At 56.9% G+C, this 25,468-nt stretch carries 18 protein-coding genes; 5 read left to right on the top strand and 13 right to left on the bottom strand.

Annotated elements, in window-relative coordinates; translation table 11 throughout:
- Window positions 1-39 precede the first annotated feature (39 nt).
- The 5 genes from CJF39_RS17665 (at window position 40) to CJF39_RS17645 (ending at window position 8,433) form a co-directional block, all read left to right on the top strand.
- A complete protein-coding gene (locus CJF39_RS17665; RefSeq protein WP_094994610.1) occupies window positions 40-330 on the top strand; it encodes an iron transporter in 291 nt (96 codons plus the stop codon).
- Window positions 327-1,865: a PepSY-associated TM helix domain-containing protein gene (locus CJF39_RS17660; RefSeq protein WP_094994600.1), complete on the top strand. Its 1,539-nt coding sequence runs from the start codon at window positions 327-329 to the stop codon at window positions 1,863-1,865. The genes CJF39_RS17665 and CJF39_RS17660 overlap by 4 nt, the downstream gene beginning before the upstream one ends.
- A gap of 1 nt (window position 1,866) precedes the next feature.
- The gene (locus tag CJF39_RS17655) at window positions 1,867-2,208 is read left to right on the top strand and encodes a DUF3325 domain-containing protein (RefSeq protein ID WP_094994599.1); all 342 of its coding nucleotides are present in this window, start codon (window positions 1,867-1,869) and stop codon (window positions 2,206-2,208) included.
- 387 nt (window positions 2,209-2,595) lie between these two features.
- Window positions 2,596-3,591, top strand: coding sequence for a hypothetical protein (locus CJF39_RS17650; RefSeq protein WP_094994598.1), 996 nt, complete (start codon window positions 2,596-2,598; stop codon window positions 3,589-3,591).
- 51 nt (window positions 3,592-3,642) lie between these two features.
- On the top strand, window positions 3,643-8,433 hold the full coding sequence (locus CJF39_RS17645) for an RHS repeat domain-containing protein (RefSeq protein WP_094994597.1): 4,791 nt from the start codon (window positions 3,643-3,645) through the stop codon (window positions 8,431-8,433).
- A 42-nt stretch (window positions 8,434-8,475) separates the two neighbouring features.
- Here the strand turns inward: CJF39_RS17645 and CJF39_RS17640 are convergent, their stop codons facing one another.
- The 13 genes from CJF39_RS17640 to CJF39_RS17580 all read right to left on the bottom strand — a co-directional run bounded on the left by CJF39_RS17640 (window position 8,476) and on the right by CJF39_RS17580 (window position 25,233).
- Entirely contained in the window at window positions 8,476-9,171 is a 696-nt protein-coding gene (locus tag CJF39_RS17640) for an amino acid ABC transporter permease (RefSeq protein WP_094994596.1), read from the bottom strand.
- A 3-nt stretch (window positions 9,172-9,174) separates the two neighbouring features.
- Window positions 9,175-9,903, bottom strand: coding sequence for an amino acid ABC transporter permease (locus CJF39_RS17635; RefSeq protein ID WP_094994595.1), 729 nt, complete (start codon window positions 9,901-9,903; stop codon window positions 9,175-9,177).
- Window positions 9,904-9,979: 76 nt separating this feature from the next.
- A complete protein-coding gene (locus CJF39_RS17630) occupies window positions 9,980-10,786 on the bottom strand; it encodes an ABC transporter substrate-binding protein (RefSeq protein ID WP_094994594.1) in 807 nt (268 codons plus the stop codon).
- Window positions 10,787-10,948: 162 nt separating this feature from the next.
- The gene (budA, locus tag CJF39_RS17625; RefSeq protein WP_094994593.1) at window positions 10,949-11,728 is read right to left on the bottom strand and encodes an acetolactate decarboxylase; all 780 of its coding nucleotides are present in this window, start codon (window positions 11,726-11,728) and stop codon (window positions 10,949-10,951) included.
- A gap of 162 nt (window positions 11,729-11,890) precedes the next feature.
- On the bottom strand, window positions 11,891-13,513 hold the full coding sequence (locus CJF39_RS17620; RefSeq protein WP_094994592.1) for an ABC transporter ATP-binding protein: 1,623 nt from the start codon (window positions 13,511-13,513) through the stop codon (window positions 11,891-11,893).
- Between the two features lies 1 nt (window position 13,514).
- The gene (locus tag CJF39_RS17615; RefSeq protein ID WP_094994591.1) at window positions 13,515-14,537 is read right to left on the bottom strand and encodes an ABC transporter permease; all 1,023 of its coding nucleotides are present in this window, start codon (window positions 14,535-14,537) and stop codon (window positions 13,515-13,517) included.
- A complete protein-coding gene (locus tag CJF39_RS17610) occupies window positions 14,537-15,607 on the bottom strand; it encodes a microcin C ABC transporter permease YejB (RefSeq protein WP_094994590.1) in 1,071 nt (356 codons plus the stop codon). The genes CJF39_RS17615 and CJF39_RS17610 overlap by 1 nt, the downstream gene beginning before the upstream one ends.
- Window position 15,608: 1 nt before the next feature.
- Window positions 15,609-17,483, bottom strand: coding sequence for an extracellular solute-binding protein (locus CJF39_RS17605; RefSeq protein ID WP_094994589.1), 1,875 nt, complete (start codon window positions 17,481-17,483; stop codon window positions 15,609-15,611).
- Between the two features lie 140 nt (window positions 17,484-17,623).
- Entirely contained in the window at window positions 17,624-20,350 is a 2,727-nt protein-coding gene (locus CJF39_RS17600; RefSeq protein WP_094994588.1) for a TonB-dependent receptor, read from the bottom strand.
- Window positions 20,351-20,566: 216 nt separating this feature from the next.
- Window positions 20,567-20,968, bottom strand: a complete 402-nt coding sequence (locus CJF39_RS17595; protein WP_094994587.1) for an ExbD/TolR family protein — start codon at window positions 20,966-20,968, stop codon at window positions 20,567-20,569.
- Window positions 20,968-21,672 carry a MotA/TolQ/ExbB proton channel family protein gene (locus CJF39_RS17590; protein ID WP_094994586.1) on the bottom strand — a complete coding sequence of 235 codons (705 nt, stop codon included), beginning with the start codon at window positions 21,670-21,672 and terminating at the stop codon, window positions 20,968-20,970. Before CJF39_RS17590 ends, CJF39_RS17595 begins: the two co-directional genes overlap by 1 nt.
- 52 nt (window positions 21,673-21,724) lie before the next feature.
- Window positions 21,725-22,516: an energy transducer TonB gene (locus CJF39_RS17585; protein WP_094994585.1), complete on the bottom strand. Its 792-nt coding sequence runs from the start codon at window positions 22,514-22,516 to the stop codon at window positions 21,725-21,727.
- Window positions 22,517-23,418: 902 nt separating this feature from the next.
- Complete coding sequence (locus tag CJF39_RS17580) at window positions 23,419-25,233, bottom strand: ABC transporter ATP-binding protein (RefSeq protein WP_094994584.1); 1,815 nt, start codon at window positions 25,231-25,233, stop codon at window positions 23,419-23,421.
- Window positions 25,234-25,468 lie beyond the last annotated feature (235 nt).

The following is a 25,468-nucleotide window of genomic DNA, read 5'->3' as shown; positions in this document are numbered from 1 at the left end:
GCAAAACCGTGGCCGGCGCTGAACGAAGGATTGAACGCTATGAAACCCGTATCCTCGGCCTGGGTGCCGATTCTGTCTCGCACACTGGCGGCCTGGGTGGGCGGTTATGCTTTTACCTATGCCTTTACCGCAGCCCTGGCGCGTGTGTTGCCGCTGGACAACGTGGACGCACTGATCGTCGCCAGCCTGCTGTCTTTTGTGATCTACACCTTCGCCATCCTCTGGGCTTTTGCTGCCCGCCATCTCTGGTCGGCGTGGATGGGGGCGGTGCTGGCGCTGCCATTGGCGGCCATTGGTTTTTGGCCGCAGTGGATGGAGCGACTGGCATGAAACAGACCCTGACTCAGTCCATGGCGTGGCTGCACACCTGGGGCGGCCTGATCGTGGGCTGGCTGTTGTTTGTGATTTTCCTGACCGGCAGCCTCGCGGTGTTCGATCAGGAAATCGACAACTGGATGCAACCCGAACTGCCTGCCCATCACGTGAGCGACGAACAGGCGGCCGAGCGTGCGCTGGGCTATTTGCGTGAACACAAAGCCGATGCCAAACAGTGGGGCATCAGCCTGCCCGGCGAGCGCACGCCAGCCCTGCAAGCCTCGACCGGCGGGCGCCGCGACGGCGTGTCAGTGACCCTCGATCCGAACACTGGCGCGGTAATACCCGTGCGCGAAACCGCGGGCGGCCTGTTCTTTTTCTTCTTTCACTTCACCTTGCACATGCCGGGCATGTTCGGCATTTACCTGGTGGGCGCGATGGCCATGGGCATGCTCGCAGCGTTGGTCAGCGGCATTGTGATCCACAAAAAATTCTTCAAGGAGTTCTTCACGTTCCGACCTGCCAAAGGGCAGCGTTCATGGCTGGATGCGCATAACGCCAGCGCGGTGTTGCTGCTGCCGTTCCACCTGATGATTACTTACAGCGGGCTGGCGATTTTTTTGGTGATTTACATGCCTGCGGCCATGGACGCGTTGTTCGACGGCAATCGCGAGGCGTTTTTCAAGGCGCAGAATCCAGCGCCCGTTGTCCTTGACGTGCAACATCCGGCCACCGCCGAACCCGCTCCGTTGGTGGCGTTGGCGCCGCTTTTGAGCAAGGCGCGCGAGGTGATGGGGCCGCTGGGCGGGGTCAGCATTTCCAACCCCGGCCAGAGCAACGCGCAAATCATGATTCGGCCGTTGCTGGGCAACCGGATTGCACTGGCTAAAGGGCAGGGCATGCGCTTTGACGGCGTCACCGGCGAGCAGCTGTCCGGGCCCACTGAAATGCGCCCCAGCGTGTTGACCCATCGGGTCATTTCAGGAATGCACTTTGCCCAGTTCGGCGGCTATCCGATGCGCTGGTTGTACTTCATCTGCGGGTTGATCAGCAGCGCCATGATCGCCAGTGGACTGGTGCTTTTTACCGTCAAGCGTCGACGCAAGTACGCCACTGAAAACCGCGTGGCACAGGTGCTTTACCGCGGGGTCGAAGCACTCAATGTGACCGTCATGGCGGGCTTGAGCCTGGCCTGCATCAGCCTGCTGTGGGGCAATCGCCTGCTGCCGGTGGGCATGGCGGACCGTGCGGATGCCGAACTGAATGTGTTCTTTGGCGTCTGGGCACTGAGCCTGGGGCACGCCTTGCTCCGGCCGCGCATGCAGGCATGGCGCGAGCAAATGACCCTCGCGGGCACGCTGTGCCTGACGCTGCCAATACTGAGTTTGCTGACCGTCAATCAGCCGTGGGCGCTGCCCAGTCGTATGGGCGTGGAAGGCGTCGCGATGGTGATTGGCGCGCTGTTGCTCTGGACTGGCTGGAAAATCGCGCAACCGTCGATCGGGCGGGTGCCGCGCAAAAAAACATCGCCCATGGCCGAGGTGAGTTGAGATGGCTGCTTACTTTTTTACGGCCTTCGCGCTGGCGTATATCGGCATGCTCGGTTTGTGTCAGGGGTTAGAGCGGCATTACAAACAGGTGTGGCAACACGCGCCGTCGGCAACTGTGCGGCGACTGCTACGCGGGGCGGGCTGGTTGAGCCTGGCCCTGAGCTTTTACTTCTGTGGGCGTGCCTGGGGCTGGGCTATGGGGCCCATCGGCTGGTTTGGCATGTTGTCAGTAAGTGGATTCGGTTTGCTGATGCTGCTGCCTTATCGACCGCGTCTGGCGGTGTGGCTGGCGTTTGGCTGTGCGCCCGTGTGGGCGCTGTTCAGGGTAGTGGCCTGGGCGTGATAAACCTGTCCCTCCCTGTTGGGACGGAAATATAGGGCGATGAAAGATAAGATCGGTCAGCTGTAGTCTTAATCAGTTATTGGCAACGACTTATCCTGATAAGTCGTTGCCGATGTTTTTTTTCTGAGTGCATCGCTCTTTTTGAAACCTGTGAAGAAAGTAACTACACGTGTCTATGTTGATTCTAAGTGCTCGGGCAGCGTAACGCTGCTTGACGGAATTTTATTGCGTTCATTTTTAATATAAGGCGTGTAGGCCTCAGAGTTGTTTCCCGTGTTTGTGCTCTAGACTGGTTTTCAGTACCCCTGGTTCTACGTGGCGATAAGCACTTGGAACTCAGTGCTGGGTGAAATCACAAGACATTTCTCGAAGAGCGCAGGAAATAGAATGGACGCGAATTTTAAACGGGCATCAAACCGTCTCCCCCCGCTGCACCCTGTTCAGGAAGATGTGGCCCCAACGCCCGACATCGTGACATGGACAAATATTGCAGACTTTCAAGTTTATATGCCTGAGGGCGGCACAACACTCTATGCGAACGGTCAACAACAGTTGAAAGTTCGTGTATCTGTCCGCGTTAAGAATAAAGACCATGCGACAGTGGCGCTCGATGAATACGCGCTGTCTTCACTGCAATTGGTGGACGCAGGCACTGGCCAGCCGTTGGTGCACGGCAAGGTCAGACCAGGTGATCCAATTGGCTGGCAGTATGTGTTGGAACGAAATGACGCTTTCAAGCCGCTTCCCTATCAAGGCCAAATTGCAGGTGGGTTATTGGGGGCGAAAGTCTATAGTCGCGATTTTTATGTCAGCACAAATGCGAGTACCTCAATCTCGTTGTTGGCGTCGATTACCCGCGCTGACGGGACTGTTTTCTACTCAGAAGCGATCAAGGCCCACGGGCGAGTGACGCTTAACAGCATTCCTCCTGCCGTTTATTCACAGAATCAATTTCAGCTGAGGTTCCACGGTAAGACACCTTACGCGAGCAAGCATATTTCAAAAGTGGAGGTGTATCAGTTAACGCTGATCGTGGAGCAACATAAAGTAGACATCATCAAGTTGAACAGTGTTTATCCAGGTGTTTATTTGTGTAAAAGCGAACACCCTGATTACCTGGGGTATTACGCCTCGGCCTACGTGGGGGGTGAAAGTCGGCTCGACGATGTGGTGTTGTTTGAGCTGCCGCATGCACAAGCCAAGTACCATAATTACCCAGGTGCAGTGACACTTCTGATGAGTTATGCCAAAAAAGGTGGCGACTCACAAATCCGGTTTGAATACGACATATGGACCTTGGAGGTGTTGGATATGTATGGCAATACGCACACCGTCACGGTTAAAGCCTCGGAGCAGTCGCCGCCTGTCTTAAAGCTCTCTTGATGCTGAATCACTAAACTTTCACGTTGCGTTTACTATTTATTAGGTTGATGTATGAGCACGCCCGTAGAAAAGAAAGAAGTACTGAGTTCAGGTGCGTTTAATTATTCAAGTTTTATTCAGTCAGGCGTTGATCCACGCACGGGCGCCTACAGTTGCAGTCTTTCGTTGAGTGATCTGCTCAGTAATCACCTGTGTGGGCCAGCCATACCCTTGGTCCTTAGCTTTAACTCATTTGACTCCCGCAATCTGGGCTTGGGCACAGGTTGGTCCTTGCGCATGAGTGCTTACAGCCGTACAACACAAAAACTGTCCTTGTCCTCGGGTGCGAGCTATCAGGCTTATGCAAATGGGCGTGACGTCACACTGCTGGATAAGAAACTGGATACCTTTAATGTGTCTGTTGTGGATGATAAATGGATCATTCAACACAAAGATGGCACCGTTGAAGAGTTAGTGCGCCCTGACCCGGATGATGACCAATGGTTGCCCGCGCGTATTTATTCGGCAGACGGGCGGCATGTTTCATTTTCGTATGACATCGTCCAAGGGCATCGCGTTTTACGCGAACTCAGTGATGCCCATCACCGGTTACTGAAAATTGACTATGAAAGCGATAATAATTGGGACAGTTCGCCCGGGATTACTTTATGGCCTGACAACCCTCACCACAGAAGAAAATTTGGCTTTGTCATTCGTGACAGTTGGTTGAGTCAGATCTACATGGGGTCACGCGACGGGCAGGAAAAAGAACGTTGGGTATTTGATTACCAGCCCGGCGCAAATGAAACGCTTTTGATCACACGTTTACAGACGCCTGCCGGGGCCCTCGAAACCCTGAGTTATTCCATGGAGGGTCATGCCTTGCCGGTGGGCGCTCCCCTGGCGGCAATGCCTGCAGTCTTATCCTGCACAATAATCCCGGGCGCCGGGCAACCTGCAACGGTCCGTAGGTTTGAATTCTCAGCCCACAATTATTTCGGTAATGGCGCCGGGTACGAATGGAGCGACAGCGAGGACTATCTTTACAGGAATACCAGTGACTACACCTATTCGTCTGTTGAATCGGTGGCTTGTGGCAATAAAGTCAAACGGATAGAGAGGACCTACAACCGTTTTCATTTACTGATTGCTGAGCAGACGACGGTCGGGACAAAAGTACATCATAAGAAAATTGAGTACCACGACAGGGATGAGCAGGACTTTGCGGCTCAGCCAGCTGTTTTTCAGATGCAAAAAAAACTGACAAATACCTATTACGACAGCCTCGATCCGGCGTCAGGTGAATATTCGGAAGTTACCCGCACATCGTACGACTCTTTTGGTAATTTGCTGGAGCTGATAAGTCCCAGTGGGGCGCGCGAAGTGTACGTGTATTATGCCGCTGCGGGGGAAAACGGCTGTCCTCCCAGCCCGTCAGGGCGGCCTCACTACCTGAAAAGCAAACGCGTTATACCTGCACCTGATTATGTTCACGCGTCAGCCACTAACGTTGAACATACCTACCTTGACTTGCCCTCTCTTAGAGACAATAGCCAGCGCTTTATCGTGTTGCGCAGTGACGGACTGTATGAAAACAGTGCGGCCCAACCGACGGTCCGCACGACGTACAGTTATATCACCGATACTGCCCATCCTTTTTACGGAAAACCAAGTGCTAAAACTGAACACATGGGAGGTAACTCCACAGCTTACGCATATGCCTATGCCGTCAACGAGAAGGTTGTCGGATTCAGCCAGACCGTTGAAGTGGGTAATCAGTTTTATGCGCAACTCATAGAGTGCGATGTCTTTACCGGGCAGGAAGTCAACGTTAACGACCATGCTGGGCATGTGGTTGAGACGCTCTATGACGGACTTGGCCGTTTACAGCAGGAGACGGTGAAGCAGGGCGCTAAGACTGTTTCGAGAACCTATAGGTATCCTGGTTCCGAGGAGGGGACTGCGCGCGTACGGCAGGTTCTATTAGATTCAAGAGGGCAGGAGCATATTACGGTGCTTGATGGTCTGGGACGAACAATTGAGGTCTACGAGCAAGACATCGATTATCCCGGAGCAATCAAGCCGCTACGTGAAACGTACCGTGCTTCATACAATGAATGGGGGCAAATGACGCAAGAGATTACGACTGACTGGTTTGACGGGGACCCACAACCTCAGGCGGTAACGTTTATTTATGATGACTGGGGCAAAGCTGTTCAGGTCATACAGGCTAACGGCACTATTGCGAATGACACGTTTGACCCGGTTACCCGGACCCGGGTCCAGTGGTTGAGGGGAGGCGGCAAGACATTAACGGTGATAAATGCTTTCGCAAAGCCGAACAGCATCGAACGAGTCGACACGCAAGGTCGCTCCCTCGGGATAACGCTATATACCTATGACGGCTTTGGTCGTTGCCTGAAAACGGTGACACCTGAAAGCCTGACGACTTCTTTTACTTACGATCTGTTTGGCCGGGTCATAGAGTCACGATTGCCGGATGGCGTTGTCGTGACGCGCGAATACGACCCACGCAGTGCCGGGGATCATCCTGTTGCCATCAAAGCAAATGGGTATGCGCTGGGTCACCGCACCTATGACGCACTCATGCGTGTCAGTACAACAACTGTCGGTGGGCGAACCGAGCAGCTTGAATATGAACGCGGCCAGGCGGAGCCGTCGCGAAAAACCTGTGCAAGTGGCAAAGTGATCAACTTTAGCCTGGACCCTGTGTTCAAAGGTGAAGTGGCAGAGCGTTCAGTTGAGAATAATTCAAACGTGGTGTCCCGATTTAACAGGGACGCGTTACATGGTCAATTGCTGCAGGCCTCTAACCGCTCGTCACAAGAGAATTACCATTATTACGCCTCGGGCAGGCTTAAGCGTAAAGAATACCTGATTGAAAAAAAGCAATTTGAAACGTCTCATGCTTATTCCTTATTGGGAAAGGTCATGCGTTTTACCGATGTGCTGGGTAACCACCAACATTATCGTTACGACCCGTTCGGGCGTCTTGAACGTATAGAGGCCAATACGCTCATCACCACGTACAGTTACGATCGGCAAGGGGCATTGAAGAGCCTCCGTGTCAATGACTCCCATACGGGGTATTGGTTGAATACAGACTTGATTTACGACGATTTCGGGAGGGAAATACAGCGCACGTTTACGTCAAGTGAATCACCTGTGCTGGTGATAGAGCAGTCCTTTACGTCTGAGGACAAACTGCAGCGCCGCACCTTGCGCTCCCAAGAGACTGTTCTGCGCGATGAAACTTTTCGGTATGACAAACGTGGCCGTTTGAATCGGTATGCGTGCAGCGGATCTCAGGGGCCCGTTGACGCGTGGGGTAACACGATCATTTCCCAGTTATACGAACATGATGAGCTGGATAATATTATTCGCCTGACGACACACTTTCGTGGCGGTGAAAATATCACCACGTTTCATTATGACTACCTGGACCGAACGCAGCTAAGTTCGGTGACACACAGTCATCCTGACTACAGCCCGCGGCACCGACGGTTCGAATACGATGACGACGGAAATCAACTGAATGATGAGTTGGGGCGCCTCCTTGGATATGACGAGCTTGGGTGTTTATGTTCGGTTGCGGCAGGCACATCAAGCACTTCCTCCACGCTGGTTGAATACCGCTATACCCCGTCGGACAACATACAAAGCAGCAGGTCGGCAGCAGGGGTGATAAAAGAGTTTTTTTACCATGAAGGCTTTTTGACTAATGAGCTTCAAGGTGAGCATCGACGCAGCTACGTCCGGTATGGCGCCCACGCAGTGGCCCAAACGGACGGCAATGACTGTTTATTACTGAGTACAGATAGTCAGGGCAGCGTAATTCAGGCGGCTTCGAAAAAAGAAGAAGCGCGCGTTACCTATACGCCCTACGGGGGGCGTCCCCTTGATGATGGTATGAGTTCACTGTTGGGGTTCAACGGTGAATTACCTGACCCCTATACAGGTTGTTATTTGCTGGGCAATGGGTACCGTGCTTATAACCCGTTGCTGATGCGCTTTCACACGCCGGACAGTTTGAGTGTGTTTGATGGCGGTGGGCTTAATGCCTATGCCTATTGTTTGGGTGATCCTGTCAATTACCTCGACCCAACGGGCCACATCACTTCTTTTCAAGGCATAAAGATGGGGCTTGCCATTGGTTTGGCAGTGGCCGCTTTGGCACTGACTGTCTTCACATTTGGTGCAGCAGCCCCTACGGTAGGACTTTCAATAACGTCAATTATCAGCCTGGTTTATGACGTTGTTTCCACGGCTATTACAATCACGTCAGCTGTCCTGGATGAGTTGGCACCAGATTCCACGGTGGCTAAAGCATTCAGTTATGCAAGCATTGCTTTGGGCGTCGTTTCCGGGGGGAATGCGGTCGTGGGGAAACTGGCTCAAAAAGGGTTGAGTACAGCGTCGCAAAAAACGATAGAGCGTGTAGGAAAAGCGGCCGCGGCACAATCAACGTGGTCAGGTGCCAAGCTCACAACTGCATCCAGGCCAATGTCCACTCCAAGTGCATCACTGCGCGGCAATGGAGGGGTAAAAAACCTAAGGAAACTTCATGCGCAACTTCAAACGGTCTCTAAAGTAAAAGACGGTATCGATTACACGGGGTATGTGTTCACTGCCGTCAGGTCAAGCTATAAACACCGCGAAAAAGTCGCGGATGTTTGGAACAGTGACGGTTTTCAGGAGGGGCTTAGTTATCTGAATTTTGAACCGTTCGGTAGGGAACGTTTTTTTACCGGGGAATGTTCCACACAAGCACATCAAAAACTCCCGCTTGAAACGTTTCTAGAAGGTGTAGAGGGGCGGGTCAAGCAAATCAGGAGTACTTGATGCCCCTCTGAGGGGTGAGGATTGAGCGCGGGCCAAGCCTCGTTATTTTGCTCCAGAGTGAGCGTGCATAACGGGTTTGACCCAGCGCTGGGCCAGCCAGTCCAGGCTGCTGCACAGTACGAAGTAGACCAAGGCAACAAACAGGAAAATCTCGGTCGGGTGGACCATCACCCGATTGCTGACCTGAGTGGCGACAAACGACAGTTCGCCCACGCCGATCACGTACGCCAATGAGGTGTCCTTGATCAGCGAAATCCACTGGTTAAGGAAGGAGGGCAGCATCATTGGCAGGGCCTGCGGCAAGATAATTAACCGCAACACGTGCCATTTGCTTAACCCCAGCGCCTTGCCCGCCGCCCATTGTCCGGACGGCAAACTGCTGATACCGGCATACACCGAATGCGCCAAATATGCGCCGCCGATCAACGACAGCGCACACACCACGGTCGCCAGCGCAGGCACGTCTACCTTGAACAGGATGGGCAGCAGAAAGTAGCTCCAGAAAATCAGCATGACCACGGGAATCGCACGTAGAAACCCCAGCGCTCCCAGTAATAACCAGCGGCCTCGCCCGCGTATCATCACCAGCGCAACCCCGAGCAGTAGTCCAAGGAGTGCCGAAATCACCCCTGACAATACGCTTAGCACCAGCGTGAGTGCAGCGCCGCCTAACGGCCCGTCGGGGTAAGCCCCGAGCAAGAAATACGACAGGTTGTCGCTAATGACCGAAAAATCCATGGCTCAGACCACTCCCTGCTTGTACCAGTTGCTGCGGGCAATCCATTGGCCGATGACTTCAATCAGCGCGATGCTTGCCACATACAAGAGTGTGGCAAAGCCGAAAGCCTGAAACGTCTTGAATGTTTCGGTTTCAACCTGACGTGATGCGTAGGACAACTCGGCCAATCCGATGGCCATGGTCAGCGATGAGTTTTTCAATGCATTCATGTATTGACCCAGCAGCGGGCCTAGCGCGGTGCGTACTGCTTGTGGAAATACGATGTAACGCCATACCTGCGCGTTCGTGAATCCCAAGGCCAGACCGGCGGCCCGTTGTTCGATGCGCACCGAACTGACGCCGGCACGAAACTCCTCACAGATAAAGGCGGCGGTGTAGAGCATCAAGCCCCAGAACCCGGCGATGAACTCAAACGATGGCCATTGCAGTTCAAATAAACCCAATGACAGGCTGCGCGGCTGGTTAAGCCACATCACCAGCCCTTCGGGCAGCATCGCGGTAACGCCGAAGTACCAGAAAAACAACTGCACCAGCAGTGGCGTATTGCGAAACAGCGAAAGGTAGGCACGGGCAGGCCAGGACCAAAGACGCGAAGACGACATGCGCGCCAGGCACAGCAAAAAACCGAGGCCGGTGGCGAACAAGCAGGTGAGCAATGACAAGATCAGCGTAAGCACAAAGCCATCCAGCAGCCAGTGCAGGTAGTGCGGGGCAAGCAGTTCACCGAACATAAACAGCGTCCATCCAGAAACAAACAAACCCGTCCGGTTGACCGCGACGGGTTGCACGATGAAGCGGCGGCGAGGCCTAGCTCCTGTCACCAATCTTGTACAGACGGGCCAGCGGGGTTTTGGTGTTCGGGCCGAACCAGGCGTCATAGATGGCTTGCGCCTGGCCTTTGCTTTCAAGCTCGGTCAGTGTTTGGTTGACTACGTCAGTCAGCGCGGTTTCGCCTTTGGGAATGCCTACCCCGATCAAGTCGTTGGAAATGGTGAATGGCGGCACCTCGTACTTATCCTTGTCCGGCACATTGGCCAGCAAGCCAATCAGTTTCGGGCCATCCTGGGTGATGGCTTGTACGTTGCCGTTGCGCAATGCCGTGAAGGCGAATGGCGTGTCGTCATAAGCGACCACTTTGGCCCCCGGGTATTTAGCGCGCAGTACACCCTCATTGACCGTGCCTTTGTCGACGCCAACACGCCATTTATTCAGGTCCTCCGGGGATTTGAGGGTGCCTTTTTTGACGATGAACTGCTGACCGGACGAGAAATACGGAATGCTGAAATTCACCTGTTCAGCGCGCTCCGGGGTGATGGTGAAGTTGGCCAGCACCAGATCGACCTTGTTCGCTACCAGCAGCGGCACGCGGTTGGCCGGGTTGGTTGGCTGCAGTTGCAACTTTACCCCCAGCTTGTCGGCAATGGCCTTGGCGTAATCCACGTCCAGACCTTCAATTTGCTTGCTCTTGGCATCCACAAAACCGAAGGGCGGGTTGCTGTCAAACGACGCCACACGCAGCACACCGGATTTTTTGATGTCTTCCAGACGATCAGCGTGGGCCAGGCCAGACAGCACAGCCAGGGTTAACGCGGTGAGGGCAGTGATTTTCTTCATTTCGTTCTCATCATGAGTTGGAATCGTTATGACGAGAGTCTTGCAGGAAATTTATCTTTTAAAAAAGAATATAAAACGATTTGTATATTCTATTTATGAATATAAAGGGTCCGTTCGACTGACCTTGAGGCGAGCGCCTCAAGGTCACTGCAGGTGCAGCGATTAGTGCTCGGCCCTGCGGATATCCCGGTCAAGAAAGGCCGGGGTCAGATTGGCATGCCTGAAGTCTTCACCTTTGGGGAAGTGCACCACCAGCCGGCTGATGATCCCGAACTGAACCGAACCCTGCTGCAAGTGGTAGTCGATGACATGCCCTCCGCCCTGACGCTGCTCGGTGATGAAGTGTTCGTGATAACCGGCCACGCCGATTCCCTGGATGAAATCGGGGGAGCGGAACCCGACCAGCGTGCCTGTTGCGTGCGAAAAGTCGAATATCGGCTGCTGCTTGACGGCTTCCGTAAAGGGCCGAAAAGGGGGCACCTGTCGCACCACAGTGCGGGTTTTAACGCGGTTGAAATGCCCGTCGATGCGAATGGCGCAGAACACATTTGCTGACCCGATTTGCTCATCAATGTCGTGATGCAGCGCTCGACGTGAGACAGGGCTGTCGACCTTTAACGTCAGTTGCGGTTCGAAAAAGGTCACCACGGCGTAGGGTGTTTTTTGATCGCCGGTGGCAGGGCGCGCAGAGCCGTCCGAGCGCAATTGGAACGCTTCACCGTCAAAGGCAATCAATTCGCCGTCCAGCCCGTTAAACGTGCCGAGGCCGAAATCGCCTTTGCCAAACAGCTCGGCCAAGGTCATTTCGCCCTCATACACACCGTCCATCAGCGCACTCATGACCGACACTTGATGCAATTCAAGTCGGTTATCGCGTTGGCCTTGATTTACCAGCCCTTGCAGCAAGTGCTGCGGGCAAAGACATCCTTGCAGGTGGCTCATGATCACTCCTGTGTTCATTGTTTGCAGGCGGGTACCGCTGGCAAACACTAGACCAGGAATGGAGCCATGCCCGCGAAATAGACGCTCTGCGACGAATGGACGCTGCACCGGCCCCGGCCGAACCTGTGTATGCACGGCAGCGGGGCGACGGATTGCCTTACTTCAAGCCATGACTGGCACAGCGTGTATACCCGTTGCCAGTGGCACCGTGCGCAGGCTGCTGGCTTGCAACAGCGCTTGGGTATACGGGTGCTGCGGATCATTAAAGATCGTCTGCGCATCGCCTTGTTCCACCACCTTGCCCTCTTTGATCACGATCATGTCGTGGGCCAGCGCATGCACCACGGCCAGGTCGTGGCTGATAAACAGATAAGTCAGGCCATGGCGCCGTTGCAGGTCGCGCAACAAGTCCACCACCTGTTTTTGCACCGTGCGGTCCAGCGCCGAGGTGGGTTCGTCGAGGAGGATCAGCGCCGGCTCCATGACCAGGGCGCGGGCAATCGAGATCCGCTGACGTTGCCCGCCCGAGAACTCGTGGGGGTAGCGGTGTCGGCTTTGCGGATCAAGCCCCACCTCCTGCAATACCCGAATCACGGCGTCTTCGCGCTCGGCCTCGGTGCCGATACCGTGGGCCAGCAGGCCCTCGGCAATGATCTGCTGCACAGACATCCGCGGGCTCAGGCTGCCGAAGGGGTCCTGGAAGACGACCTGCATCTGGCGGCGCAAGGGTCGCAGTTGATCCTGATTGAGCAGGTTCAACTGTTTGTTACCCAAACGGATATCCCCCTCGGCGTCCACCAGCCGCAGGATGGCTTGCCCCAGCGTAGATTTGCCCGAGCCGGACTCGCCGACGATACCGAGCGTGCGGCCTTTTTTAAGTTCAAAACTGACCCCGTCCACCGCTTTGACGTACAGGCGCTCCCGGCTGAACAGCGGTTTGGGCAACGGGAACCACACGCGCAGGTTATCGACCTCCAGCAGATTGTGCCGGTAGTCACTCTGCACCGGCGTACCTGAGGGCTCGGCTTCGATCAACAGGCGGCTGTAAGGGTGCTGTGGTGCACCAAACAGGTCATCGCACGTTGCCTGCTCGACAATTTCGCCCCCGCGCATCACGCACACCCGTTGCGCGATTTTGCGCACCAGGTTCAAGTCATGGCTGATCAACAGCAACGACATGCCCAGCCGCTGCTGCAGGTCGATCAGCAGTTCCAGGATTTTCTGCTGCACTGTCACGTCCAGCGCCGTGGTGGGTTCATCTGCAATCAGCAGTTCCGGCTCGTTGGCCAGGGCCATGGCGATCATCACCCGCTGGCGCTGCCCCCCCGAGAGTTGATGCGGGTAGGCATTCAGGCGGTGTTCGGGGTCACGGATGCCTACCAGTTGCAGCAACTCAAGGGTGCGCGCACGGGCCGCACGGGGTTTCAGGCCTTTATGGGTGATCAGTACTTCGCTGACTTGCTTGTGGATGGTGTGCAACGGGTTGAGCGAGGTCATGGGCTCCTGGAAAATCATCGCGATCCGATTACCGCGCAAGCCGCGCAGTTGCCGGTCACTGGCGTTCACCAGGTCGATGCCGTCATAGCGGATGCTGCCGTGGGTCTGCACGTCCTTGCCGGGTAGCAGGCGCAGGATTGAATGCGCGGTCACCGATTTACCCGAGCCCGATTCCCCCACCAACGCCAGGCACTCGCCACGGCGAATGTCGAGGTTGACCCCGTGTACCACTTCACGCCCGGCAAACCCGACGCGTAGGTCACGTATTTCAATCAATGTTTGGTTCATATCAACTCCGGGGATCAAAAGCATCGCGGCAGGCTTCGCCGATGAAGACCAAAAGCGACAGAATCAGCGCCAGGGTGAAGAACGCTGTGAGCGCCAGCCAGGGCGCTTGCAGGTTGCGTTTGGCCTGACCGATCATCTCGCCCAGCGACGCGGTGCCGGGCGGCATGCCGAAGCCTAGAAAGTCCAGCGCGGTGAGGGTGGCGATGGCGCCGGTGAGGATGAAAGGCAGGTAGGTCAGGGTGGAGGTCATGGCATTGGGCAGAATGTGACGCCGCATCAGGGCGCCGTTGGTCAGGCCCAGCGCGCGCGCGGCCTTGACGTATTCAAGGTTACGCCCGCGCAGGAACTCGGCACGTACCACGTCCACCAGCGCCAGCCAGGTGAACAGCGCCATGATGCCCAGCAGCCACCAAAAGCTGGGGGCCACAAACCCCGACAAAATAATCAGCAAGTACAACACCGGCAGGCCTGCCCAGACTTCCTGCACGCGCTGGCCAAGCAAGTCCACCAAACCGCCATAAAAGCCTTGCAGGGCGCCTGCGGTAATCCCGATCACGGCGCTGATAGCGGTCAAGATCAAGGCAAACAAAATGGAAATCCGCGCCCCGAAAATCACCCGTGCCAGCACATCGCGTGCCTGATCGTCGGTGCCGAGCCAGTTGCTGCTGCTGGGCGGGCTCGGCGCAGGTTCCTTGAGGTCGTAATTGACGGTGTCGTAGCTGAACGCAATCGGCGCAAACAGCAGCCAGCCGCCCTGACCGGTGATCAAGTTGCGTACGTAATCGCTGCGGTAGTCGGGCTCGAACGGTAACTCGCCGCCGAAATCGGTTTCGACGTAGCTCGAGACAATTGGGAAGTACCAGTGGTCTTTGTAGTGAATCGCCAGCGGCTTGTCGTTGGCCACCAGTTCCCCGCACAAGCACAGCACCAATAGCGCTACGAACAGCCACAACGACCACCAGCCACGGCGATTGGCCCTGAAATGAGCGAGGCGGCGCTTGCCGAGAGGAGAGAGGTTGAGCATCAGGCAGTCCTCGCCGAAAAGTCGATACGGGGGTCGAGCAGGGTGTAGCAGAGGTCCCCGATCAACTTGATCAGCAACCCGAACAGGGTGAACAGAAACAGCGTGCCAAACACCACCGGGTAATCCCGCGATACCGCCGCCTCGTAGCTCATGCGGCCTATGCCGTCGAGGTTGAAAATGGTTTCAATCAGCAACGACCCTGCGAAAAACACTTCAATCAACGCCTGAGGAATGCCTGCCACCACCAGCAACATTGCGTTACGCATCACGTGGCCGTACAACACCCGACGTTCAGTCAGCCCCTTGGCCCGGGCTGTGACGACGTATTGGCGGCTGATTTCGTTGAGGAAGCTGTTTTTGGTCAATATCGTCAGGGTCGCGAACCCGCCAATCACTAACGCCGAGACCGGCAACACCATGTGCCAGAGGTAGTCGCCGAGCTTGCCGAAAACGCTCAGGTGCTCAAACCCCTCCGAGACCATGCCCTGCACCGGAAACCAACTGACATAACTGCCGCCGGCAAACACCACTACCAGCAAAATCGCGAACAGGAAGGCAGGCATGGCGTAGCCGATGATGATCGCGGTGCTGGTCCAGACATCGAAGGCGCTGCCGTTGTGAATGGCCTTGCGGATCCCCAGTGGAATCGAGATCAGGTACGTGATCAGCGTTGCCCATAACCCCAGTGATATTGAAACCGGCAGTTTTTGCAGGATCAAATCCGTGACCTTGGCACCGCGGAAAAAGCTGCTGCCGAAATCCAGTTGCGCGTAGTTCTTGAGCATCAGCCACAAACGCTCATGCAGGGGTTTGTCGAACCCGTAATGTTTGGTGATTTCTTCAACCAGTGCCGGGTCGAGGCCACGGCTGCTGCGGCTGGCACCGCCATTGCTGGCGGCCATGTCCCGCGCGCCACCGCCCACCGAGGCACCGCTAAACCCTTGCAGGCGGGCGATGGCCTGTTCCACCGGGCCACCTGGAGCTGCCTGCACGATGAGAAAGTTGACCACCAAAATGCACAACAAGGTGGGGATGATCAGCAGTAAACGACGACTGATGTAATGCACCATCTCATTGACCCTCCGACGGCGTTTGGGCGGTACGCATGGCGGCGTTGGTTAGCGCGCTTTTACTGATTTCCCACCAGGTGTCCAGGCCCTCGTCGTACGTGGGCTCATGGGGCGGGCGTCCAAAGCGGTTCTGAAACACGGTCGGGGTGCCGACCGAGTAGTAGTTGGGAATCATGTAGTAGCCCCATTGCAGGACGCGATCGAGGGCGCGGGCGTAGTGCACCATCTCGTCACGGCTGTTGGCCTGGACCAGCCCGTCGAGCAGGGTGTCGATGGCGGGATCGCGCAGCACCATCGCGTTGGAGGCGCCCACCTGCGTGGCGCTGCGCGAGCCGTACATGTCATACATCTCGCGGCCGGGCGAGACGATCGGCACGCCGCTGCGCGGGAAACCCACCACGATCATGTCGTAGTCGCGGGCATTGAGCCGGTTGATGTACTGCGCCGAATCAATCTTGCGGATGTCCATGGTGATGCCGATCTGCGCCAGCGTGCGTTTGTAGGGCAGGATCATGCGATCAAAACCGCCCTGACCATCAAGGAAGGTAAAACGCAGCGGCTCGCCTGCGGCATTCACCAGCGTATTGTTCTTGGCGGTCCAGCCGGCTTGCTTGAGCAGATCAAGGGCTTGCAGCTGTTTGTCGCGGATGTAACCGCTGCCATCGGTTTTCGGCGCCTGGTACACCTGGGTAAAGACTTCATCCGGGATTTGCCCGCGCAACGGTTCCAGGATTTGCAGCTCACGGGCGTCGGGCAGGGCGGTGGCGGCCATTTCGCTTTTAGGAAAGTAGCTTTGCTGGCGCACATAAAAGCTGCGCATCATCTGCTTGTTGGTCCATTCGAAATCCCACAGCAAACTCAAGGCCTGACGCACCCGGCGGTCTTGAAAAAACGGGTTTTGCAGGTTGAACGCAAACCCTTGCGCTGCCCCCGGTTTGTTTTTGGCAAACACGCCTTTTTGCAGCCGGCCGTCTTTGAGCGACGGGCTGTCGTAACCGATGCTGAAGCCGGTGGCCGAGAACTCGCGGTTGTAATCGAAAGCCCCGGCCTTGAGCAGTTCGCGGGCGACGTCGGTGTCGCCGTAAAAATTCACCGTCAGGCGGTCGAAGTTGTACAGCCCCTTGCTGACCGGCAAGTCTTTGCCCCACCAGTCTTTAACGCGTTCAAAGCTGATACTGCGACCGGGATCGACGTGCGAGACCGCATACGGGCCGCTGCCCAATGGGGGTTCAAAGCCGCCACCGTTGCTGAAGTCGCGGGTCTTCCACCAATGCTCGGGAAGGATGTGCAGGTTGGCCAGATCCAGCGCCAACGTGCGGTTCTGGTTGTTCTTGAAGTCGAAACGTACGCGCAGCGGACCTTCTATCACCAGGTCTTTAACCTCGCCGTAGAGCATGCGAAAACTCAGGCTGCCCCGGGTCATGAGTGTGTTGTACGTGAAGGCCACGTCCTGCGCGGTGATCGGGGTGCCGTCAGCGAAACGGGCTGTGGGGTTGAGGTTGAAACGCACCCACAGGCCCTGCGGGTCGCGTTCCATGGTCTGGGCCACCAATCCGTAAACGGTGTAAGGCTCGTCCAGCGAACGAAAGGCCAAGGGTGCATACACCCACTGATCGATCTGGGCCACGCCTGTGCCCTGGTCGACATAGGGTGTGAGGTAGTTGAACTGACCGATTTCCATGGAGGCGCGGCTCAGCGACCCGCCTTTGGGTGCATGCGGGTTCACAAAGTCAAAGTGCTGGAAACCGGCCGGGTACTTGGGGGCTTCGCCATAGACCGTCATGGACTGGCCAGGCGCGGCGCTGGCACCGAAGCACAGGCACGACAGTACGGGCACCAGAAACGAACGGATCAGGGGCAGGAAAATTGACGACATGTGTGGGGTTTCCTTGTGCCGCGTGTAGAACCGGTGAGGACCGTGAAAAATCCCCCCGGCCTTGCGCGTGAACAGGCCGAGGGGGCGCGATTTCGCAGTCAGACCGACGCAGGCTGGAGTCGGCCTGCGCCGGTGATCACTCAAAAGTGGTAAGTGGCGCGAGCGAAGAACGTACGGCCCATAGGATCGGTATAACGCGGATCGAAACCGCTCTGAAAGTTATAGGCCTGATTGGAGAACGGTGGATTGCGGTCGAACATGTTTTTGATGCCCGCATCCAGGTCCACGGTTTTGTTGAAGGTGTAACCGGCCGACACGTCCCACAAGGTGTACGAAGCGACTTTGGCATGGGTGCTGGGGTCGTAGTCGTTGTAGCCGCTGGTGAAGCGGTTAACCAACGATGCACGGTAGGGGCCCAGGTTCCAGGTGCCGTTCAGCACGTGTTTCCAGCGTGCAACGACGCCTGTGCCTTCGAAGTCCCCGACGTTATCGGTGTAGGTGCCACCGAGCGTGCTCTGGAAATCGTAGCGGGTCACGTAGGTGCCTTGCAGACCCAGACCGAACTGCCCATACGGTGTGTTCGGGAAGCGGTAGTCCATGCTCACGTCAATGCCGCTGGTCTTGACGGCTCCCAGGTTGGCGAGGCCAGTCTGCACGTAGTTGAGTGAGCCGTCCGGGTTGCGGATGTAGCGATCGGCGTACAGGTCCGGGTCATCGAACACAGTGGATTCCGGGAACTCGGCGATCTGGTTGGCGATGTGAATCCACCAGAAGTCCAGACCCAGCGACAGTTCGCGCACCGGTTGATAGACAAAGCCCAATGTGACGTTGCGGGCTTTTTCCGGGGCCAGTTTGGTATTGCCGCCGGTGCGATTATGGAACTGCTGACCGCAGTCGCGGCCGCTGTTGCCACCCGGCTGCACCACGCCGCCCGCACACAGCACCGGGTCGTTGTAATACCCCTGGGTGTACGTGGTGTATTGCGGGTTGTACAACTCGTACAGCGAGGGTGCGCGGAACCCTTCGCTGTAGGCACCGCGCACTACCAATTCCTTCACCGGCTGGTAGCGGAACGAGTACTTGGGGTTAGTGGTGCTGCCGAAGTCGCTGTATTTGTCGTGACGCACGGCCGCCGAGAGTTCCAGGCTGTCGAGCACCGGTACGTTCAGTTCGGTGTACACCGCTTTCACATTGCGGTCGCCTTCGACGCTGCCGTCGGGGTCGACGCCCAGGCTACTGATGTCTGCGGCAAACGCTTCGTAGTTCTGGTGGAATTTCTCCTGACGGTATTCGCCGCCAATGGCCAGGCCGGAAGGCCCTGCGCCGAACCAGTCGCCAATTTCGCGGCTCATGCGCCCGTCAAGGCCGCTGACACGCCCCACGGAGGACGAATACTGGCCGTGGTATTGATTGGCGTCGATGTACGCCTGACCGGCCGATGTCTGCGGGCCAAAGGGGTTGAGGATGCCGTCAGCAATCCCGCTGATCATTGCCGCGTCGCTGGCATAGCCGCCCGTGACGCTGGAGATCACCTGGTTCTGGTTGTACGAGGCCCCGAGGTTGTAATCCCAGCCCTTGACCATGCCGTCGAAGCTCAACACCAGGCGCTGGCTGGTGTTCTGGTCTTTGGACTGACGGCCACCGGCAGCGGTTTCTCGCCAGTTCAGGCCAATCGGCTGGGTCGGGTCGAAGGCAGCATCGTTACTGCCCGGGGTGATGCCGTTGCCGGGGTAGTACGGTGAGGTCGGGTCCATGGTCAGGCCGGTCAACGGGGCCGGGGCAACCGACGTGGCGTTGTTGTTGCGGGCCCAGAAGTATTCAAGGTTGACGTTGTCGTCATCGGTGATCTTGCCGGTGGCCTTACCGAAGAACGAGGTCTTTTCGGTTTCGGGCAACAGGTCGATGTAGTCCCGGGTGTCGTAGCGGCATACGCCCTGACGCAATACCAGATTGGCGCCGCTGCAATTGCTGCCCGACAACGGGTTGGTGTTGAGGTTGCCCTGGCTCCAGTTGGCCGGGTACGAGGTGCCGGAGGTCTGGTCCAGCCCGCGGTCGGGGGCGTAGTTGGTGGTGAACGTGCGGTCTTTGCTTTGTAACGCGCTTTGTTTGTTGTAACCCACCACGCCCATCACATTAAAACGGTCTTTTTCCAGATCGCCGTAGCCCCAGCTGCCGCTGATGTCATGGCTATTGCCGCCACCGCTGGCATCGGCACCTTCGCCACCCAGCGACAGGGTGCCATCGGTCAGGGACTTTTTAGTGATGAAGTTGATCACGCCTCCGATGGCGTCTGTACCGTACAGGGCCGAAGCACCGTCGCGCAGTACCTCGACGCGATCAATGGCGGCGAACGGGATGGTGTTCAGGTCGACTGCCGAGCCGTCGATGGCGTTGTTGCCCAAGCGCCGGCCGTTGAGCAGCACCAGGGTTTTATTGGCACCGATGCCGCGCATGTCAGCGAACGTGGCGCCGCCAGTGGCCGAGCCCACGGAGCTGGCCGAGTTGCGGATTGACTGGTTGCCGGTCACGCGCTGCATGATTTCAGCCGTGGTGGTCACGCCTTCGTTGCGCAGTTGCTCGGCGCGCAAAATGGTCACTGGCACTGCGGTTTCAGCATCGACCCGGCGAATCGCCGTCCCGGTCACTTCCACCCGTTGCAGTTGCGTGGTGGCCGGTGCAGCCACGGCATCCGCGCTGACGGCCGCCGCACTTACGGCCGCGCCTGAATCGTCTGCTGCAACGGCTTCGGCTGCGTGTAACTGTCCTGTGCTCATCCCCAGAGCAACCAGATACAGCGGCACAAAACGATGGCGTTGCAGGCTGGCAACGAGCGGCTTGAGGGTAAAACCTGAACTCTTCATCTGCATAATTATTTCCGACTTTTTCAGACGTTTATTGGAATGGCCTTGTGAGCCCTCATGACTCCAGTTGGGTTGTGTCGACCCTTGCAAAACACGGTTTTCAAGCAAGCCGCTCCCCTGCACGGACTAACAGCGTTCGCGCGCGGCGTGGGTACTGCGTAGTGACAGCGATTGCACGGTGTGCGCTGTCGCCGCGCCCTGGGGCTGCGGCGACAGGCAGTGTTATTTGGCCGTCATCACCGAAATCCTGGTGATGCCCGCACGTTCGATGGAGGCCATGGCCTTGGCCACCTGCCCGTAGTTGACGCCCGCATCGGCCTGCAACTGAACGCGCACTTCCGGGTCCTGGTTTTTCACGTCTTGCAGGCTTTTCTCGAGCAACTCGGGGGCCACCTCGTTCTTTGCCAGATAAAAGGTGCCGTCCTGATCGACGCTGACAACCACCGGGTCTTTCTTCTGCTGCGTGGCCACGGCGTCGGTCTTGGGCAGGTTGATTTTGATGGCGTTAGTCATCATCGGCGTGGTGACGATGAACACCACCAGCAGTACCAGCATCACGTCCACCAGCGGAGTGACGTTCATTTCACTGAGTACTTCGTCGCTGTCCTGAGTTGAGAAAGACATCAGCTGGCCTCCCGCACCGGCGTGCGCTTGTTGACAATGGCTTGGCGGTCGATGGCGAAGGCGCTGCGCTGGGCAAGGGCGTCGAAGTCGTGGGCGAAGTCATCCATGTTGGCGGCAGCCAGCTTCAGGCGACGCAGAAAGAAGTTGTAAATCAGCACGGCCGGGACCGCGACGGCGATGCCCACGCCGGTGGCGATCAAGGCGTGTCCGATGGGGCCGGCCACTGTTTCAAGGCTGGCCGAACCCGTAGCACCGATGGTTTGCAGGGCTTCCATGATCCCCCACACCGTGCCGAACAGGCCGATGAAGGGCGCGGTGCTGCCGATACTGGCCAGAATGGCCTGGCCACTTTCCAGGGCGCGGCGTTCTTTCTGGATCTGTTGGCGCAAGTTGCGCTCCAGGCGATCAGAGCGGTTGATGGTGTGAGCCAGTTGCTGGGTGGTACGCGGACTGTCATCGACAATCATGGCTTCAAAACCGCTGTTGGCGATGCGCGCCAGTGCGCCGGGGTACTGGCTGGCGTGCTCGGCGGCGGTGAGCAGGTCCGGGGCGGCCCAAAACGCTTTACTGAACAGTTTGTTTTGCTTTTTCTGGCGCAGGTACTGCGATGACTTGATGAGCAACAGTGCCCAACTCACCACCGAAAACAGCACCAGCGCCCACAACACGCCCGGGACAATCATGGAAGACAGAGACTCGTTCATGGCTACACCTCACACACGGCTAAATAAAAGTTAACGTCGGCCCCTGAGCGGGTTATGCCGGCAATTTGAACGCGATGGTCTGGGTTGCAAAACCTTCGATGGGCGTGTCCCCGCGTTTGGCCGGGACAAACTTCCAATTGCGTACCGCCGTGACAGCAGCCTCATCCAGTGCCTGCTTGCCGCTGGAGCGGGTGACTTCCACAGCCCCGGCGCGGCCGTTGGGCAGGACCTTGATGCGCAGCACCACGGTGCCTTCCCAACTGCGACGCAGGGCCAGCGACGGGTACTCCGGCGGCGGGTTGCCCAAGCTGGCCAGGCCCGACACCGCAGCGGTTTCCTTGACCGGCCCCGGCGCGGCAGCAGGCGCCGCAGGTGCGGCAGGGGCTGGTGGTGCTGGCGGAGCCGGTTTGACGGGCTGCGGTTTGAGCACCGGCTTTGGCTTGACCACCGGTTTCGGTTTTTCGACCGGCTTGGGTTTCTCCAGCGGTTTGGGAGGCGGCTTGACGGCGTCTTCGTCCTCTTGAGGCACTTCAGGCTCGGGTGGCGGCGGTGGGGGTGGCGGCTCTTCGACCGGTGGTGCTGGCGGCGCCGGGCTGGTGAGTTCGACGGTCATTTCCGGGATCTCGGGCGGGGTGACCACCGGCGCTGCCTTGGCCTGCTGAAATGCCCACCAGGCTGCGGCATGCAGCACCGCCGCAACGCCTATCAGCAACAGCACCCTCGGCACACTCACGCCCCCCGGCGTTGAGGTGTTGGGCACATGGGGAATATGTGTCCACTGCTGCACACGCTCAGCGTCGAGTAGAGGGGCGGGCCGCGCTTTGTTCTTTACCTCGTCACTCATTAAGAGTCCCTCGACTAAATGAAGGGCAATAAGGCTCCGTTCGCCCTTGCATGCAGGGACGAGAACTGTCCGTTAACGGTTGAATCAATCATTAACCGATCAATGACTGCTCATTGATCGAAGGGCCTCAAGGGCTGATAAAAAACGGTTTCATATACACTCCTTGTTGTGTGCTACAGGGTTGAATGGTCCGATCTTGTCAGGCGTTTAAACCTATTTCTATTTGTTACAAGCAATGGCTGTGCCAATCAAGGTGAATGCAAGGTGTCAGATATATTAATCAGTGAAAAGTGCGAACTGATTCAATAAAGAGCTTATCAATTAACGCCATTGCGGGGCCGAGCAGTACCGTTTTAATAAGCATGAATGTGCCAAACTCTAGTGAGTGTAATTGCCATTGTTGGACAATCTTAATTGCCCCTTAATGCGGTGTTGATGGGTGCACCAATATGACCAGTTACTGTATGAAAACAGTGCACTTACAAAGCTGTTATGGGTATAGCGTCAGTGTATAAGCGTCTAAACGCGCGTCGTTTAGCCAGACTGACGGGCGCACACCACCGTGTACGGGGTTTTCCGGAACGTGTGCGATTGCGGTGCCATTGATACCGCCTTCTATTAAAAAGAGGCCTGGAGGTGGCGTTGAATACGCTGCTTTATCGAGTGCCTTAATATCTACAGGGTGTGGGCTAAATAAGCCTGAAACATAAGTGAGCCGGTTAGGGCTGCCTATTAATCTTGCAGGCGCATTCAAGTCGCCCCGACGTTGTTGAAAGAACAGCCATTGAACATTGGCGCGTGCCAAAGGCGAGGCCGTTGCGGATGATGCAGACGTAAAAAGTCGGGTGTATTTATGCCGGTTTTTATTTTTTAAAGTTTATTCATGGCGGGGTTGAGGGTGATTAACTAACCCAGGCGTCATATTTTTCATCAGCGCTTTCATTTAATACACCGTCAGACTGGCGTTGCCAAAGCCGGTAGTACACCCCGCGGAGTTCAAGTAATTGGCTGTGATTGCCGTCTTCTACAATTTGGCCATTTTCCAGCACCACAATCCGGTCCAGGTGCGCGATGGTCGACAGTCGGTGCGCGACGACCAGCACGGTTTTGTCCGCCATGATGTCGTCAAGGCTGCCCTGAATCAGGCTTTCCGTTTCGGAGTCGAGGCTCGCAGTCGCTTCATCAAGCACCATGATGGGCGCGTTTTTCAACAGTGCACGGGCGATGGCAATACGCTGGCGCTGACCACCTGACAGTTTGACCCCGCGCTCGCCGATGAGCGCGTCATAACCGTCGGGCATTTGCATAATGAATTCATGGGCGTGTGCGCGCTTGGCCGCGAGGATGATCTGCGCATCGCTGGCGTTCACGTCGCCATAACCGATGTTCTCGCGCAGGGAACGATGAAACAGCCCCGGTTCCTGCGGGATAAGCGCGATGTGATTGTGCAGCGAGGGTTGAGTCATGCCTTGAATATCCAGGCCATCGACTTCAATCGTGCCACTTTGCGGGTCGTAGGCGCGCAGCAGCAGGTTTAACAAGGTCGATTTGCCAGAGCCCGAAAACCCGACGATGCCCACGCGTTGACCGGCGCGAATGTCGAGGTTGAAGTGTTTGAAGAGGGGTTTGTCCGGGGTATAGCCAAAGCTTACATCGCGAAAGTGGATCGAGCCTTTCTCGATCTGTGCAGGAGAGGCGTTCTCGCGGTCGGGCATTTCGTGGGGTTGCAACAGGGTGTCGAGGCTGTTTTCGATGTTGCCAATGAATTCGAAAAAATGCATGAACTGCATGCTCAAAAAGCTGCACTGCGCCACGATCATCAACCCCAGCGTGGCGACCATCACCAGTTGCCCGACATCGATCATGCCCGCCTGCCACAGGTACAAAGCCAGTGCCACCAGCCCCACGCGCAGTACCACCGACAGGCTGTCCTGTAACAGGCGGATCTTTTCCTGGTAGAAGAACGAACGCTGGGCGGCCTGTTTTTCTGCGGTCTGGTAGCGGGTCAGGTAATCGAGTTCAAACCCTTGGCGGGCGAATAGCCGGATGCTGTTCAAATTGCCCACCGCATCGACAATCTTGCCGGTGGTAATGCTGCGTGCCTGCGCGTGGGCTCCCGCCAGGACCTGGGCCTTGCGTGACAGGACAAATGCGAGCCACCCATAAGTGCCCACCCACAGCAACAAACCCAGCCCCAGCCAGGGCGAGGCCAGGGTCAGCAACACCAGGCTGGTGATCAACACCACCAGAATCGGCAACATTTCCACCACCAGTGACCAGGTGATTTCCAGCAAACCTATACTGCCCTCGCTGATGCGGTGGGCGAGGCTGCCTGCGAAGTGCTCGCTGAAATAGCGCGGTGAATGCTGCTGCAGATAGGCAAACAGTTCGCGGATGATGCGGATCTTCTGCTGCGGGCGAACCATGATCATGCACAAGGTTGCGCCACGGGCGAACAGCGTTTGAGCCATGGCAAGGCCAAAAAGCAGCCCCAACGCAGGCAGGCTGGCGTGCCGCAGGTCAACGCTGTCCCACGTGCCATCGCTGACGGCGCCGGTGATGCGGCCAATGGCATAGGGCATCAGGGTCGCGGTCATGGCGGCGCCGATTTGCAACAAGGCGATGCCCCAATACCAGCCGGGATAAAGGCGAATGTAATGCCAGACAAAGGCCCATGGCCGTTTTGGCGGAACGGTTATAGCGTCAACATCAGACATGACAAGCTGCCTTTTCTTGAGCAAAAGGAGTGGTATTGGCGGCGCACAGAAGCGCTGCCACGTACGGGCTGAGATTCAGCTACGTGCTGTGTGCGTCTTTACAGCCCCCGGGTACGTCGAGGGCGTTAAGGGCTACGTGTCGATGCCCGCGCTACAAGGGCAGAATCGCGCACTGAAGGGGCGCGGGGAGGCGGGACAGAGGGTCAAGCGTGAAACGGTGCACACATCCGACATG

The sequence above is a fragment of the Pseudomonas lundensis genome, from assembly GCF_002269125.1.
Taxonomy (GTDB): domain Bacteria; phylum Pseudomonadota; class Gammaproteobacteria; order Pseudomonadales; family Pseudomonadaceae; genus Aquipseudomonas; species Aquipseudomonas lundensis_A.
This window is presented reverse-complemented; position numbering and strand designations above follow the sequence as displayed.